This window comes from Streptomyces sp. NPDC101132 (assembly GCF_044759225.1).
Classification (GTDB): Bacteria; Actinomycetota; Actinomycetes; order Streptomycetales; family Streptomycetaceae; genus Streptomyces.
The window spans coordinates 49,474-63,985 of the sequence record NZ_JBIVYX010000011.1 but is presented as its reverse complement, the minus strand read 5'-3'; the positions used below and the strand labels follow the sequence as shown (position 1 = coordinate 63,985).

The 14,512-nt window shown below is 73.3% G+C and carries 12 protein-coding genes and 3 tRNA genes; 7 read left to right on the top strand and 8 right to left on the bottom strand.

What is annotated here, in order from left to right; genetic code table 11:
* Nucleotides 1–27: 27 nt before the first annotated feature.
* The 4 genes from purD to ACIQUR_RS24720 all read left to right on the top strand — a co-directional run bounded on the left by purD (nt 28) and on the right by ACIQUR_RS24720 (nt 6,028).
* The gene (gene purD / locus ACIQUR_RS24735) at nt 28–1,281 is read left to right on the top strand and encodes a phosphoribosylamine--glycine ligase (RefSeq protein ID WP_403668081.1); all 1,254 of its coding nucleotides are present in this window, start codon (nt 28–30) and stop codon (nt 1,279–1,281) included.
* 325 nt (nt 1,282–1,606) lie between these two features.
* A complete protein-coding gene (locus tag ACIQUR_RS24730) occupies nt 1,607–3,286 on the top strand; it encodes a hypothetical protein (RefSeq protein WP_403668078.1) in 1,680 nt (559 codons plus the stop codon).
* 253 nt (nt 3,287–3,539) lie between these two features.
* Complete coding sequence (locus ACIQUR_RS24725) at nt 3,540–5,033, top strand: N,N-dimethylformamidase beta subunit family domain-containing protein (protein WP_403668076.1); 1,494 nt, start codon at nt 3,540–3,542, stop codon at nt 5,031–5,033.
* Nucleotides 5,034–5,125: 92 nt separating this feature from the next.
* Nucleotides 5,126–6,028 (top strand): phosphoribosylaminoimidazolesuccinocarboxamide synthase, encoded by a 903-nt coding sequence (locus tag ACIQUR_RS24720; protein ID WP_403668074.1) that lies wholly within the window; start codon nt 5,126–5,128, stop codon nt 6,026–6,028.
* Between the two features lie 159 nt (nt 6,029–6,187).
* On the opposite strand, the gene ACIQUR_RS24715 is transcribed toward ACIQUR_RS24720, so the two are convergent.
* The 8 genes from ACIQUR_RS24715 to ACIQUR_RS24680 all read right to left on the bottom strand — a co-directional run bounded on the left by ACIQUR_RS24715 (nt 6,188) and on the right by ACIQUR_RS24680 (nt 10,902).
* Nucleotides 6,188–6,260 (bottom strand) — tRNA-Gly (locus ACIQUR_RS24715).
* A 22-nt stretch (nt 6,261–6,282) separates the two neighbouring features.
* Nucleotides 6,283–6,894 carry a response regulator gene (locus tag ACIQUR_RS24710; protein WP_403668071.1) on the bottom strand — a complete coding sequence of 204 codons (612 nt, stop codon included), beginning with the start codon at nt 6,892–6,894 and terminating at the stop codon, nt 6,283–6,285.
* Nucleotides 6,891–8,123, bottom strand: coding sequence for a sensor histidine kinase (locus ACIQUR_RS24705; RefSeq protein ID WP_403668068.1), 1,233 nt, complete (start codon nt 8,121–8,123; stop codon nt 6,891–6,893). The genes ACIQUR_RS24710 and ACIQUR_RS24705 overlap by 4 nt, the downstream gene beginning before the upstream one ends.
* 62 nt (nt 8,124–8,185) lie before the next feature.
* Nucleotides 8,186–9,091 (bottom strand): ABC transporter permease, encoded by a 906-nt coding sequence (locus tag ACIQUR_RS24700; protein ID WP_403668064.1) that lies wholly within the window; start codon nt 9,089–9,091, stop codon nt 8,186–8,188.
* Nucleotides 9,088–10,029 (bottom strand): ABC transporter ATP-binding protein, encoded by a 942-nt coding sequence (locus ACIQUR_RS24695; RefSeq protein ID WP_403668061.1) that lies wholly within the window; start codon nt 10,027–10,029, stop codon nt 9,088–9,090. Before ACIQUR_RS24695 ends, ACIQUR_RS24700 begins: the two co-directional genes overlap by 4 nt.
* A gap of 189 nt (nt 10,030–10,218) precedes the next feature.
* Nucleotides 10,219–10,291: transfer RNA gene (locus tag ACIQUR_RS24690), tRNA-Gly, on the bottom strand.
* A 79-nt stretch (nt 10,292–10,370) separates the two neighbouring features.
* Nucleotides 10,371–10,442: transfer RNA gene (locus ACIQUR_RS24685), tRNA-Gly, on the bottom strand.
* 142 nt (nt 10,443–10,584) lie between these two features.
* On the bottom strand, nt 10,585–10,902 hold the full coding sequence (locus ACIQUR_RS24680) for an Lsr2 family protein (protein WP_403668059.1): 318 nt from the start codon (nt 10,900–10,902) through the stop codon (nt 10,585–10,587).
* A 344-nt stretch (nt 10,903–11,246) separates the two neighbouring features.
* Between ACIQUR_RS24680 and purS the strand changes: the two genes are divergently transcribed.
* The 3 genes from purS to purL are packed head-to-tail and all read left to right on the top strand — an operon-like array spanning nt 11,247 to nt 14,448.
* On the top strand, nt 11,247–11,492 hold the full coding sequence (purS, locus tag ACIQUR_RS24675; RefSeq protein WP_352197884.1) for a phosphoribosylformylglycinamidine synthase subunit PurS: 246 nt from the start codon (nt 11,247–11,249) through the stop codon (nt 11,490–11,492).
* Nucleotides 11,493–11,494: 2 nt separating this feature from the next.
* Nucleotides 11,495–12,202: a phosphoribosylformylglycinamidine synthase subunit PurQ gene (gene purQ / locus ACIQUR_RS24670; protein ID WP_403668056.1), complete on the top strand. Its 708-nt coding sequence runs from the start codon at nt 11,495–11,497 to the stop codon at nt 12,200–12,202.
* Nucleotides 12,199–14,448, top strand: a complete 2,250-nt coding sequence (purL, locus tag ACIQUR_RS24665; protein WP_403668054.1) for a phosphoribosylformylglycinamidine synthase subunit PurL — start codon at nt 12,199–12,201, stop codon at nt 14,446–14,448. Before purQ ends, purL begins: the two co-directional genes overlap by 4 nt.
* The last annotated feature ends 64 nt before the right edge of the window (nt 14,449–14,512 follow it).

Below are 14,512 nucleotides of genomic sequence, written 5' to 3'. Positions count from 1 at the left end.
CAGGCCAGGCGGGCTAGGCTGCACCCCGTGAAGGTCCTCGTCATCGGCGGCGGCGCCCGCGAACACGCCCTGTGCCGCTCTCTGTCCCTCGACCCCGCTGTCACCGCGATCCACTGCGCCCCCGGCAACGCCGGGATCGCGGAGGTGGCGGAACTCCACCCGGTCGACGCCCTCGACGGCGCCGACGTGACGCGGCTGGCCACCGAGCTGGCGGCCGACCTGGTCGTCGTAGGCCCGGAGGCGCCGCTGGTGGCCGGGGTCGCCGACGCCCTCCGCGCGGCCGGCATCCCGGTCTTCGGCCCGTCCGGGGAGGCGGCGCAGCTGGAGGGCTCCAAGGCCTTCGCCAAGGACGTGATGGCCGCCGCCGGCGTCCCGACCGCCCGCAGCTACGTCTGCACCACGCCGGAGGAGATCGACGAGGCGCTGGACGCCTTCGGCGCCCCGTACGTCGTGAAGGACGACGGCCTGGCCGCCGGCAAGGGCGTGGTCGTCACCTCCGACCTCGCCGCCGCCCGCGACCACGCCCTCGCCTGCGACCGCGTGGTCATCGAGGAGTACCTGGACGGGCCCGAGGTCTCGCTCTTCGCGATCACCGACGGCACCACCGTCCTGCCGCTCCAGCCCGCGCAGGACTTCAAGCGTGCCCTGGACGGCGACGAGGGCCCGAACACCGGCGGCATGGGCGCCTACTCCCCGCTGCCGTGGGCCGACCCGAAGCTGGTCGAGGAGGTCATGGAGACGGTCCTCCAGCCGACCGTCGACGAGCTGCGCCGCCGCGGCACCCCCTTCTCCGGCCTGCTGTACGCCGGACTGGCGATCACCAGCCGCGGGATCCGGGTCATCGAGTTCAACGCCCGCTTCGGCGACCCCGAGACGCAGGTGGTCCTGGCCCGCCTCAAGACCCCGCTGGCGAGCGTGCTGCTGAACGCCGCGAAGGGCACCCTCGACGCCGAGCCGCCGCTGAACTGGCGCCCGGACGCGGCCGTCACCGTGGTCGTCGCCTCGCACAACTACCCCGGCACCCCGCGCACCGGAGACCCGATCGAGGGCCTCGCCGAGGTCGCCGCCGAGGACGGCCCCGAGGCGTACGTGCTCCACGCCGGCACCCGTCAGGAGGGCGACGCGGTCGTCAGCGCGGGCGGCCGCGTGCTGTCCGTGACCGCGACCGGATCCGATCTGGCGCAGGCGCGCGAGCGGGCGTATAAGGCCGTCGCCCGGATCCGGCTCGACGGCTCGCAGCACCGCACCGACATCGCGGAAAAGGCCGCCGAAGGCCGCTGATTCCACCGCCGCCCCCGCTGAGCAGGGGTTCGGACGACTGAGGGCCCGGCCCGCGCGACGCGCGGGCCGGGCCCTTCCGTACGACAGCATCAGGCCGCCTTCGAACGCACCCACCTTTACCCAAAGCCATTCCATCGGGTGAGCGATCCCCTATCCGGCTGACGCGGGCCGAAGCCCCAACTAGGGTGCCGCGCAGGCGTTCCGGCACTTGGCCCACCGGCATTGCGATGTCGGTGACGGGTGCCAGAGTGGGGGAGTGAGCAAAGTCGCCGCAGGGCAGAGGGGGTGACGTCCGGCCGTGTCCGGAACCGCTTTGGGTATCGAAATGGGCGCGCAGTCGGCGCGCCTCCGCGCCGTCTCCGTGCTGCGCCTGCGCGGCCGGGCGATGGGCGCCGCGCTGCTGCCGGCCGCCGTCGCGGTGGTGCTGGTGGCCGCGCGGGCCACGGGCCGGCTGGCCGGGGACCCCTGGCCCGCCGTGACGCTCGTGGTGTGCGGGGTCGCGGCGCTGGTGCTGCTGCTCGCCGGGGTCTTCGCGGCCGTGGTGCTGCGGGCCAGTCCGGCGACGACGCCGACCGTCCCGCTCTCCGAGGCCGCCGCGCCCGACCTCTACCGCCTGGTGCGGGACCTGGCCGAGCGGCTGGAGGTGCCCGCCCCCTCCGCCATAGCGCTGACGCCGGACTGCGACAGCTGGCTGGAGGACCGTACGCACGCCACGCACCGCCGCGGCATATCCGGTGATCCCCCGCCGCGTGACGCGGACGCGGGCTTCGGCACCGCGCCCGTGCTGGTCATCGGCTCCCCCTTCCTCTGGTGGATGCGGGTGGCGGAGCTGCGGGCCGTGCTGGCCCCGGTGGTCGCGGGCACGGGCCCGTCGGCCCAGGTGGACATAGCCGCAGCCCGGCGGTTCGTCCGCGGCCTGGACGCGGCGGTCGCCGTCGGACAGCGGCGCGGGCTCGGGTACGTCGCCTGGCTCGGCCGGCTGCTGCTGCGGCTGTGCCGGGACGACGCGGCCGAGATGGAGCGCGGCGTCGCCACGGCGGCCTCCGAGCGTGCACAGGCTGTGGACTACGGACTGAGGATCGTCGCCCAGGAGCAGGTCGGCCTCGCCTACGCGGGCTGGGACCGGCTGCTGACCCGCGTCGCGCTGCCCGCCTGGCGGCTGGGCCGCTGGCCCTCCCGGCTGGACGCGGGTGTGGTCTCCGCCCTCACCGAGCTGTCCCGGCGCGACCGGCTGGCCGAGGGGTTCACCTCGCGGCTGGGCGAGCGCCCCGCGTGCGACCTGCTGGAGGAGCCGGGCGTGGTCGACGAGGCCGCCTCGCTGCTGGCCGCGCGGCTCTTCCACGGCGGACCCGCCGAGCCGGGCCCGGACTGGTCCCCGGTGGACTGGGCGGCGTACCCGGAGGAGGTCGTGGACCGCAAGTGGCGCGTCGAGGCGGCCCGGCTGCACCGCGCCCTGGACGCCCTCGCCCTCCCGGGCGGCGGCGGGTACGCCCCGCAGGACGCCCCCGGCACGCACGCTCCCGGCCCGGACCCCGCCGGCCCGGCCCCCGACCCGCTGCGGGCCGTGGTCACCGCCGGCTCCCGCGCCGCCGCGCCCGGCCCCACCCTGGAGCGGGTGCTCGCGTACCTCTCCGACGGCGAGGGCGACGCGCTGGCCGGCCGGATCGCGGCCGACGTGGCCCGCGAGGAGCTCGCCCCGGGCGAGGCCGAGCGGCCCAACGCCCCGGACGCCCTGCCGCTCTTCCCGCTCCAGCCGCCCCGCAGCGGCCGGGACCTGCTGGCCGACCACGTGACCGCGATGGTCTGCTGCGCGGCCGTCGACACCGCGGGCGCCGCTCCCGGCCTCGACTGGCTGGACGGCCCCGCCCTCCTGGTGGACGGCGAGCGCCGCAACGACCTCTCCCCGCGGGTGCTCTCCCTCGTGGAGGACGGTGACCCGGAGCCGCTGCGGTCCTGGCTGGCCGAACTCGGCGTGCGCGCCGAGAAGCCCGTACGCCTGGTCTGACCCGGCCCGTTCGGCCCCCTGAGCTGCCCGAACGGGCCGCGCCGGAGATCCGTCACGCGCGCCGGGGCCGCCACCTCAACCGGACTCCCATGTTCCGTTCACGTCAATTCGCGACGAACGGTGACGGTGTGCGTGCGTTATGTGATGTGCTGGGACCAGTCGTGGACAGCGGACCACGTGCCCGGCACTCCCCCGGCCCCCGCCGGAGGCAGGCCCGGGCGCCGTCGGGGGAGCGAGGGAGGGGAGCAGCGGTATGGGTGGTGCGGACCAGATCCGGCGGTGGGAGTCGGGTGCCCTCGCGCACGCGGTGTCGGACCCCTTCGGGCAAGGCCCGCTTCCCTGGCTCCGGGGCAGCGAGCTGTACTTCGGCGACACCGGACAGGTCGTCCCCTGGTACGTCGACCCCGCGGCCCCGGGCCGGCTCGGCGACCAGGTCCCCGCCGCCCCCGCCCGTACGGGCGGCCCCCGGACGGCCGACGACGTCCACCGGCAGATCAAGGGCTTCACGTCCACCGGCGCGGTCGCCCCCGGCGAGGCCATCGACTTCCACATCACCGTCGACCCGCCCCAGCAGTTCTCCGTCGACGTCTACCGCATCGGTCACTACGGCGGCGACGGCGCGGCCAAGATCACCACCAGCCCCCGGCTGTCCGGCATCGTCCAGCCCGCCCCGCTGACCGCCGACCGCACCGTCTCCTGCCACCACTGGTGGCTCTCCTGGCGCCTCCAGGTCCCCTCGTACTGGAACCTCGGCGCGTACGTCGCCGTGCTGACCACCGCCGACGGCTACCGCTCCCACATCCCCTTCACGGTCCGCGACAGCCACCCGGCCGACCTGCTCCTGCTGCTCCCGGACGTCACCTGGCAGGCCTACAACCTCTACCCCGAGGACGGCCGCACGGGCGCCAGCCTCTACCACGCCTGGGACGAGCAGGGCCGCCTGCTGGGCGAGCGGGAGGCGGCCACCACGGTCTCCTTCGACCGCCCGTACGCGGGCGCCGGCCTCCCGCTCCACGTCGGACACGCCTACGACTTCATCCGCTGGGCCGAGCGGTACGGCTACGACCTCGCGTACGCCGACGCCCGCGACCTGCACGCGGGCCGGGTGGACCCCACCCGCTACCGAGGGCTGGTCTTCCCGGGCCACGACGAATACTGGTCCGTCCCCATGCGCCGCACCGCCGAGCGGGCCCGCGACCACGGCACCTCGCTCGTCTTCCTGTCCGCCAACACCATGTACTGGCAGGTGGAGCTGTCCCCCTCCGCCTCCGGCGTCCCGGACCGCCTGCTGACCTGCCGAAAACGCCGAGGCCCCGGCCGCCCCGCCCTCTGGCGCGAGATGGACCGGCCGGAACAGCAGCTCCTCGGCATCCAGTACGCCGGCCGCGTCCCCGAACCGGCCCCGCTGGTCGTCCGCAACGCCGGCCACTGGCTCTGGGACTCCACCGGCGCGGGGGACGGCGACGAGATCGACGGCCTGGTCGCGGGCGAGGCCGACCGCTACTTCCCCCGCACCCAGCTCCCCGAGCACGAGGGCCGCATCCTCCTCGCCCACTCGCCCTACCGCGACGGTGACGGCGTCCTGCGCCACCAGGAGACCTCCCTGTACCGCGCGCCCAGCGGGGCCCTGGTCTTCGCCTCGGGAACCTTCGCCTGGTCGCCGGCGCTCGACCGCCCGGGCCACGTCGACGAACGGGTGCAGCGCGCCACCGCCAACCTCCTCGACCGGATCTGCAAGCGCGACTGACCGACGGGCTCCCGCCGGACCGCCCCCTGTCCAAGATCACGGCCAGGTGAGCGAGAATCGGAGTGCTTCATACAGAACCACAGGGAGACACCGTGTCCGGATTCGTCGAAAAGCCCGAGCCGGTTCAGGTTCCGGGCCTCCTCCACCTCCACACCGGCAAGGTGCGCGAGCTCTACCGCAACGAGGCGGGCGACCTCGTGATGGTGGCCAGCGACCGCATCTCGGCGTACGACTGGGTGCTCCCCACCGAGATCCCGGACAAGGGCCGCGTGCTGACGCAGCTCTCCCTCTGGTGGTTCGACCAGCTGGCCGACCTCGTCCCGAACCACGTCATCAGCACCGAGCTGCCCGAGGGCGCGCCCGCCGACTGGGCCGGCCGCACCCTGATCTGCAAGTCGCTCGACATGGTCCCGGTCGAGTGCGTGGCCCGCGGCTACCTCACCGGCTCGGGCCTCGCCGAGTACGAGCAGACCCGCACGGTCTGCGGACTCGGCCTCCCCGAGGGCCTCGTGGACGGCTCCGAGCTGCCCGCCCCGATCTTCACCCCGGCCACCAAGGCCGAGGTCGGCGAGCACGACGAGAACGTCTCGTACGAGGAGGTCGCCCGCCAGGTCGGCGCCGAGACCGCGGCGCTGCTGCGCCAGACGACGCTCGCCGTCTACGGCCGCGCCCGCGACATCGCGCGCGAGCGCGGGATCATCCTGGCCGACACCAAGTTCGAGTTCGGCTTCGACGGCGAGACCCTGATCGCCGCCGACGAGGTGCTCACCCCGGACTCCTCCCGATTCTGGCCGGCCGACCAGTGGCAGCCTGGCCGCGCGCAGCCCTCGTACGACAAGCAGTTCGTCCGGGACTGGCTGACCTCGGCGGAGTCGGGCTGGGACCGCAAGAGCGAGCAGCCCCCGCCGGCCCTGCCGCAGCACGTCGTGGACGCCACCCGCGCGAAGTACATCGAGGCGTACGAGCTGCTCACCGGCACCCCCTGGCAGCACTGAGCCACCGCCCCGCCGGCCCGGCCCCCACGCGGGAGCCGGGCCGGCGCCGGCGTACGCCCCGCTGGACCCGGTGCCTCCGGCGAACCCGCCGAATGCGCCGAACCCGCCGAACCGGAAAAACGCGGAAGGCCCGGTCTGATGACCGGGCCTTCCTTCACGAGCGGACGACGAGATTCGAACTCGCGACCCTCACCTTGGCAAGGTGATGCTCTACCAACTGAGCCACGTCCGCATGCGCCGTAGCGCGGGACCCACTATACCCAACCTTTGAGGCGGGCGAGACGCACGGCCGCGTGCCGGTTCTCGGCTCCCAGCTTCGCGGCCGCCGACGAGAGGTAGTTGCGCACGGTCCCGGCCGACAGTGCGGCCCGTTCCGCGATCTCCGCAACCGGTGCGCCGTCCGCCGCGAGTTCGAGCACCTCGGCCTCCCGCGCGGTCAGCGGCGAGTCCCCCGCGCTGATCGCGTCGGCCGCCAACTCCGGGTCCACGTACCGGCCTCCGGCCTGCACGGTCCTGATGATCTCGGCCAGCTGCCGGGCCGACACGGTCTTCGGCACGAAGGCCCGCACCCCGGCCGCCAGGGCCCGCTTCAGGTACCCGGGACGCCCGTGACTGGTCACGATCATGGTCCGGCAGTCCGGGAGTTCGGCCCGCAGCGATGTGGCCACGCTCACACCGTCCGCCCCGGGCATCTGCAGGTCCAGCACGGCCACGTCGGGCCGGTGCGCGCGGGCCATCGCCAGCGCCTCCGGCCCCGAGGCGGCCTCGGCCACCACCAGCAGGTCGTCCTCCAGTCCCAGCAGCGCCGCGAGCGCACCCCTGATCAGGTGCTCGTCGTCGGCCAGCAGTACGCGTACGGGCGTCACGCCCCCACCCCTTCCCCGGCGACGGCCACCGCCGGAACCACGGCCGTCAGCCGGAACCGTCCCCCGGCCACCGGCCCCGCGTCCAGCGTGCCGCCCAGCGCGGCCAGCCGTTCCCGCAGCCCGGCGAGCCCCGAACCCGGCGGGCCCGCGGGTGTCCCGGGCGCCCCGTCGTTCTCGACCGCCAGCACCACGCGGCCGCCCTCGGCGGGCCCGCCGGTGAGCCGTATCAGGCAGTCCCGCGCGTCCCCGTGCCGCAGCACGTTCGTGGTGGCCTCCCGTACGACCCAGCCCAGCGCGGACTGCACCTCGGCGGGGAGCCCGTCCGCGCCGCCGACCACCCGGCAGGCGATGCCGGCGGCCGCCAGCACCCCGCGGGCGCCCTCCAGCTCCACGGCCAGGTCCGCCTCGCGGTAGCCGCGCACCACGTCCCGGACCTCCCGCTGCGACTCGCGCGCGATGCGCTGCACCTCGACCATCTGGTCCACCGCCTCCGGCCGCTCCCGCCGGGCCAGTTGCACCGCCAGCTCGCTCTTGAGGGCGATCACCGCGAGGTTCCGGCCCAGCACGTCGTGCAGGTCCCGCCCGAAGCGCAGCCGCTCTTCCGCGACCGCGAGCCGGGCCCGCAGCTCCCGCGACCGGTCCAGCTCCCACACCACCCGCAGCAGCCAGGAGGAGAAGCCCGAGGTGAGGGCGAACAGCAGCCCCGTGCCCAGCACCCCGGCCGCGTATCCGGCCGACTCCGGACCCCGGCCCGTGGCCAGCGCGGTGCCCGCCGTGAACGCGGCCGCGCCCAGCACGAGGCACGCCATGTCCCGTACCCGGCGCAGCATCAGCACCAGCGCGCCGATCCCGAAGCCGACCGGCCCGACCACCAGCGAGGGCAGCACCTCGGTGTCCGAGACGTGCCCGGCCGCCGCCAGCCCGAAGAGGAGCGGCACGCCCGCGCCGCTCAGCGCGGCCAGGCCGAGGGCCGTCCGCACCGGGCGCGCGCGTCGGCCCGCCGCCCAGGCCAGCGCCCGCGAGGCGAGGACGCCGCAGAGCAGCGCGTGGCCGCAGACGAACAGCCCGAGCCCGGTGCCCACCGGGGTGAACCCCAGCCGGCCGCCCACCGCGGCCCCGACGACCGTCAGCACTTCGAGCACGCAGAAGCCGTAGTACGACCAGCGCGTGTAGAGCTCGACCTTGGCCGCGTTGCCGCGCCCGTCCCACCAGCCCGTCAGCCTGGACATCCCCTGCGTTCCCCCTTCCGCGCCGGTCCGGCCCGCGGACCGGGCGCCCGCCGCCCCGTACGTCAGCGCCGCGGCTCCCAGCGGAACCACCGACCCAGTGCCGACACGGTGATGATCGCCCACACGACCGTCAGCACGCCCGCCTGGAACAGGTCCCCCGCGGCATCCGTGCCCACCCAGCCCGCCCGTACGAACTCCATCACCCCGCTGAAGGGCAGCAGTTCGCAGAGATCGCCGACCCGCCCGGGCAACGCCTCCCGCGGGGTCATCATCCCCGAGCCGAGGACGGTGACGAGGAAGAGCGGCAGGGTGGTGAGCCCCGCGCTCTCGACGGTCCGCGTCACGGCGGAGGTGAGCGCGGACAGCCCGGCCATCAGCGGTACGGCGGCCAGCACGCCCAGCAGCAGGAGCTCGGGCCGCTCGGGCGCGGGCACCTCCAGCACCACGACCCCGCCGGCCGTCAGCAGGGCGCACTGCACGAGGGCGATCACGGCGGCCGGCAGCGCGGCCCCCGCGAGGATCTCGGGGTCGGTCGCCTCGCCGGTACGCAGCCGCTTGAGCACCAGCTCCTCGCGGCGGGCGGTGTAGGTGGCGACCAGGCCCATGTGGACGACGAGCAGCAGGGTCATGCCGGTGCCGCCGATGAGGGTGGCCGCGCCGGCCCCCATGGGGAGGTCGTCCGACGGCATCCCGTCGAGCGCCGAGCGCAGCACGAAGAGCATCAGCGCGGGCATGAGGAGGGCCATGAACAGCCCGTTGCGGTTGCGCAGCAGGAGGGTCAGCTCGGCCCGGCCCAGGGCGCCGAGCCGGGCGGGGCTGACGGCACCGAGGGCGGGGCGGTCCTGCGGGGTGCCGGACCCGCCCGTGCCGTGGAACCCGTGCCGGAGCATCCACGCGGCGGCCCGGCGGCCCCTGCCGCCGGCCTCCTCGGTGCCGCCGGCCTTCCCGGTGGTGCGGACGGTGCTCATCGGACGGCCTCCGGGGTGCTCGCGGCGATGTCGAGGAACGCCTCCTCCAGGGAGGCGGAGCGGGCGTCGAGCCGGTCCAGCGCGACGCCGGAGTCCTCCGCCCAGCGCAGGAGTTCGGCGAGGGTCTGCTGGAGCGTGGCCGTACGGATCTCCACGCGGGGCCCGTCGGCCGCGGCCCGCAGCGCCAGCGGCAGCCGGGCGGCCGGCACCCCTTCGGGCAGCCGGAACCTGATGCGGGCCGGGCGGGCCGCGGTGACCTCGTCGGGCGTGCCGGACAGCACGAGTTCGCCCGCGTGCAGGATGCCCAGGCGGTCGGCGAGCTGTTCGGCCTCCTCCAGGTAGTGGGTGGTGAGCAGCACGGTGGTGCCCTCGTCGCGCAGTTCGCGGACCAGGGCCCAGGTGTCGCGGCGGCCCTCGGGGTCCATGCCGGTGGTCGGCTCGTCGAGGAAGAGCACCTCGGGCCGGCCGAGCAGGGCGAGCGCGAGGTCGAGCCGGCGGCGTTCGCCCCCGGAAAGCTGCTTCACCCGTACGTCGGCCCGGGCGGCGAGTCCGACCCGCTCCAGCACCTCCGTACGGCGCCGGGCACCGGCGGGTCCGCGGGCGGCGGAGGTGACGCCGGCCCACATCCGGACCGTCTCGGTGACCGTGAGGTCGGAGGGGAAGCCGCCGTCCTGGAGCATCACGCCGGTGCGCGGCCGGACCTCGGCCCGGCGGCTCCAGGGGTCGAGGCCGAGGACGCGGACCCGCCCGCCGGCGGGCCGGGCCAGGCCTTCGAGGAGTTCGACGGTGGAGGTCTTGCCGGCACCGTTGGTGCCGAGGAGGGCGAAGACCTCGCCGCGTGCCACGGCGAAGGAGACGCCCCGGACGGCCTCGAAGCCGCCCGCGTACGAGCGGCGCAGCCGCTCGGCGGTGATGACGTGCTCGTCGGTTGGGGTCATGCCTCCAGGCTTCCGGCGCCCCGGGCAACCGGGCAGTGCGCGCTGTCACGGCCTCCGATGACATTTGTCATCGGAGCCGCGGAAGCGGAGCGCGGGGGAGGACCGGAGGCGGAGGACCGGAGGCGGAGGTGCCGGGAACGACGGGGAAAACGCAGAAGGCCCGGTCTGATGACCGGGCCTTCTTTCACGAGCGGACGACGAGATTCGAACTCGCGACCCTCACCTTGGCAAGGTGATGCTCTACCAACTGAGCCACGTCCGCATGCTTCCGATCGGCTTTCACCGGTCGGTGCGAGCACCACTCTACCTGATCCACCGGAGTGGTTGGCAAAGCGATGCAGAGCGGGTGACAGGAATCGCACACTGCGCCTTCCCCCTGGAAGGGGGATGTTCTGCTACTGAACTACACCCGCACGACCTTCGAGGCTTTGACCTGCGGTCTTGCCCCTCGGCGTGATCCACACACTAGCGGATCCCGGGGGGTGCTTGGCAAATCCGTTCCGGGCCGCCGGTCCGCCGGTCCACGAAGGACCCGTGGACCGGCGGACCGGAAGGTCAGTGCGCCTCGCTGTACGCCTCGTAGACCTTCTTGGGGATCCGGCCCCGCGGGGGCACGTCGAGCTGGTTCGAGCGGGCCCACGCGCGGACGACCGCCGGGTCGGGTGCGAGGGAGGTGTGCTTGAAGGTCTTGCCCGAGCGGGCCTGCCGCCGGCCGGCCGCCACGTAAGGCGCCAGGCTCTTGCGCAGTTTCTTCGCGTTCGCAAGATTGAGGTCGATCTCGTACGACTTACCGTCCAGTCCGAAGACGACCGTTTCCGCCGCTTCTCCGCCATCGATGTCGTCGGAGATCGTGACTACTACGCGCTGCGCCACGGATATCGGCCCCTTCGTGTCCCAACACCGCGTTGACGTGCGGTGATGAAGACTGTATGGATGTTTCGGAACAATACGTCTTTACCGGGGAATCCCCGGGGATTCCTTTGTACCGCGATTCGCAATGAAGTGGGAAGCCCAGTTAATTGTCTCCGCGTGTCCCACCGCAATCCCGGACGCGGGGTTTTCCGGGCGATTTTGTGAAGTGTTGGTGCGCCCGAAACCCGTCACGGGAACGGCGCCGTGATCTGCGCGTGATCGGGCCAAGGGATATCTACCCGCGTAGAAATTTCGGGCGGGTACGCTGAAGGAACCGCCGCACCAACCACCTTTCGGGAGTGCCAGTGGCACGCGTCGTAGTCGACGTCATGCTCAAGCCGGAGATCCTCGACCCCCAGGGCCAGGCGGTGCAGCGTGCACTGCCGCGCCTGGGCTTCGAGGGCATCGCCGACGTCCGCCAGGGGAAGCGCTTCGAGCTCGAGGTGGAGGGACCGGTCGACCAGGCCGCCCTCGACCGCATCCACGAGATGGCCGAAACGTTCCTCGCCAACACCGTCATCGAAGACTTCACCGTGAAGGTCGAGGCCTGACGGTGACCACTCGCATCGGAGTCGTCACGTTCCCCGGAACGCTCGACGACCGTGACTCGCTCCGTGCCGTCCGCCTCGCGGGCGCCGAGCCGGTCTCGCTGTGGCACCGCGACAAGGACCTCCACCAGGTCGACGCGGTCGTCCTCGCGGGCGGCTTCTCCTACGGCGACTACCTCCGGGCGGGAGCCATCTCCCGCTTCTCGCCGGTCATGGAGACGATCATCGAGCAGGCCAGGGCGGGCATGCCCGTCCTCGGCATCTGCAACGGCTTCCAGATCCTCACCGAGGCCCACCTGCTGCCGGGCGCCATGCTCCGCAACAACCACCTGCACTTCATCTGCCGCGACCAGAAGCTGCGCGTCGAGAACGCCCAGACCGCCTGGACCGGCGACTACGAGCAGGGCGAGGAGATCTCGGTCCCCCTCAAGAACATGGACGGCCGCTACGTCGCCGACCAGCGCACCCTGGACGAACTGGAGGCCGAGGGCCGAGTGGCCTTCCGGTACCTCGTCCGCGGCGAAGCCGCTGATGGGTACGGCAACCCGAACGGGTCGCTGAACGACATCGCCGGCATCACCAACGCGGCGGGCAACGTCGTCGGCCTGATGCCGCACCCCGAGCACGCGGTCGACCCCCACGTCGGAACCGGCCGCACGGACGGCCTGGGCTTCTTCACGTCCGTCCTGAAGACCCTGGTGAGTGCCTCATGACCCTCGACACCGTCAAGAACGCGACCGAGACCCCCGACGCGTCCCAGCCGTGGAAGGAGCTCGGCCTCAAGGAGGACGAGTACGCCCGGATCCGCGAGATCCTGGGCCGCCGTCCCACGGGTGCCGAGCTCGCCATGTACTCGGTCATGTGGTCCGAGCACTGCTCGTACAAGAGCAGCAAGGTCCACCTGAAGCAGTTCGGCGAGAAGGCCCCGCAGAACGACGCCATGCTCGTCGGCATCGGCGAGAACGCCGGCGTCGTCGACGTGGGCCAGGGCTACGCGGTCACCTTCAAGGTCGAGTCGCACAACCACCCCTCGTACATCGAGCCCTACCAGGGCGCGGCCACCGGCGTCGGCGGCATCGTCCGCGACATCCTCGCCATGGGCGCCCGCCCGGTCGCCGTCGTCGACCCGCTGCGCTTCGGCGCCGCGGACCACCCCGACACCAAGCGCGTCCTGCCGGGCGTGGTCGCGGGCATCGGCGGCTACGGCAACTGCCTGGGCCTGCCCAACATCGGCGGCGAGGTCGTCTTCGACTCCTGCTACCAGGGCAACCCGCTGGTCAACGCCGGCTGCATCGGCGTCATGAAGCACGAGGACATCCACCTCGCCAAGGCCTCCGGCCCGGGCAACAAGGTCATCCTCTACGGCGCCCGCACCGGCGGCGACGGCATCGGCGGCGTCTCGGTCCTCGCGTCCGAGACCTTCGACGACACCAAGCCCACCAAGCGCCCCGCCGTCCAGGTCGGCGACCCCTTCCAGGAGAAGCTCCTCATCGAGTGCACCCTGGAGATCTTCAAGGAGAAGCTGGTCGCGGGCATCCAGGACCTCGGCGGCGCCGGCCTGTCCTGCGCCACCTCCGAGCTGGCCTCGGCCGGTTCCGGCGGCATGCGGGTCGAGCTGGACACCGTCCCGCTGCGCGACGCGACGCTCTCGCCCGAGGAGATCCTCATGAGCGAGTCGCAGGAGCGCATGTGCGCGATCGTCGAGCCGCAGCACGTCGACCGCTTCATGGAGATCTGCGAGAAGTGGGACGTCATCGCCACCGTCATCGGTGAGGTGACCGACGGCGAGCGCCTGGAGATCTTCTGGCACGGCGAGCAGATCGTGGACGTGCCCCCGGGCACCGTCGCCCACGAGGGCCCGGTCTACCACCGCCCGTACGCCCGTCCCGACTGGCAGGACGCCCTCCAGGCCGACGACGCGAACAAGCTGCCCCGCCCGCAGACCTCCGCCGAGCTCCGCGAGCAGGTCCTGGCCCTGATCTCGTCGCCGAACCAGGCGTCGAAGTCCTGGGTCACCGACCAGTACGACCGCTTCGTGCAGGGCAACACCGTCCTGGCGCAGCCCGAGGACGCCGGCATGGTCCGCATCGACGAGGAGACCAACCTCGGCGTGGCCATGGCGACCGACGGCAACGGCCGGTACGCCAAGCTCGACCCGTACACCGGCGCGCAGCTGGCCCTCGCGGAGGCGTACCGCAACGTCGCCGCCACGGGTGCCAAGCCGCTGGCCATCTCCGACTGCCTGAACTTCGGCTCGCCCGAGGACCCGGCCGTCATGTGGCAGTTCGCCGAGGCCACCCGCGGTCTCGCGGACGGCTGTCTGGAGCTGGGCACCCCGGTGACCGGCGGCAACGTCTCCCTCTACAACCAGACGGGCGACACCGCGATCCACCCGACCCCGGTCGTGGCGGTCCTCGGTGTGATCGACGACGTCACCCGCCGCACGCCGATGGCGTTCAAGGAGGAGGGCCAGCTGCTGTACCTCCTCGGCGACACCCGCGAGGAGCTCGGCGGCTCGGCCTGGTCCCAGGTCGTCCACGACCACCTCGGCGGCCTGCCCCCGAAGGTGGACCTGGGCCGCGAGAAGCTGCTCGGCGAGATCCTGATCTCCGCCTCCCGCGACGGCATGATCGACGCTGCGCACGACCTGTCGGACGGCGGCGTCGTCCAGGCGCTCACCGAGTCCTGCCTGCGCGGCGGGAACGGCGCCCGCGTGGTCGTGCCCGAGGGGCTGGACGCGTTCACCTTCCTCTTCTCCGAGTCGGCGGGCCGGGCCATCGTGTCCGTCCCCCGCAGCGAGGAGCTCCGCTTCACCGACATGTGCGGCGCCCGGGGCCTCCCGGCGACCCGCATCGGTGTCGTGGACGGCGACGCGATCGAGGTCCAGGGCGAGTTCGCCATCCCGCTGGCCGAGCTGCGCGAGGCCCACGAGGCGACCATCCCGGCGCTGCTCGCGTAACGCCGGTCCGGTACCGCACCCGGCCCGAGCGGTCGTAGCGATTCCGTTGCCCCCGCGGCCCTTC

Coding starts and splice junctions, on each gene's coding strand:
- ACIQUR_RS24730 (WP_403668078.1), top strand. CDS start 1,607: ATGGGCGCGCAGTCGGCGCGCCTCCGCGCCGTCTCCGTGCTGCGCCTG.
- ACIQUR_RS24725 (WP_403668076.1), top strand. CDS start 3,540: ATGGGTGGTGCGGACCAGATCCGGCGGTGGGAGTCGGGTGCCCTCGCG.
- ACIQUR_RS24705 (WP_403668068.1), bottom strand. CDS start 8,123: ATGTCCAGGCTGACGGGCTGGTGGGACGGGCGCGGCAACGCGGCCAAG.
- ACIQUR_RS24700 (WP_403668064.1), bottom strand. CDS start 9,091: ATGAGCACCGTCCGCACCACCGGGAAGGCCGGCGGCACCGAGGAGGCC.
- ACIQUR_RS24695 (WP_403668061.1), bottom strand. CDS start 10,029: ATGACCCCAACCGACGAGCACGTCATCACCGCCGAGCGGCTGCGCCGC.
- purL (WP_403668054.1), top strand. CDS start 12,199: ATGACCCTCGACACCGTCAAGAACGCGACCGAGACCCCCGACGCGTCC.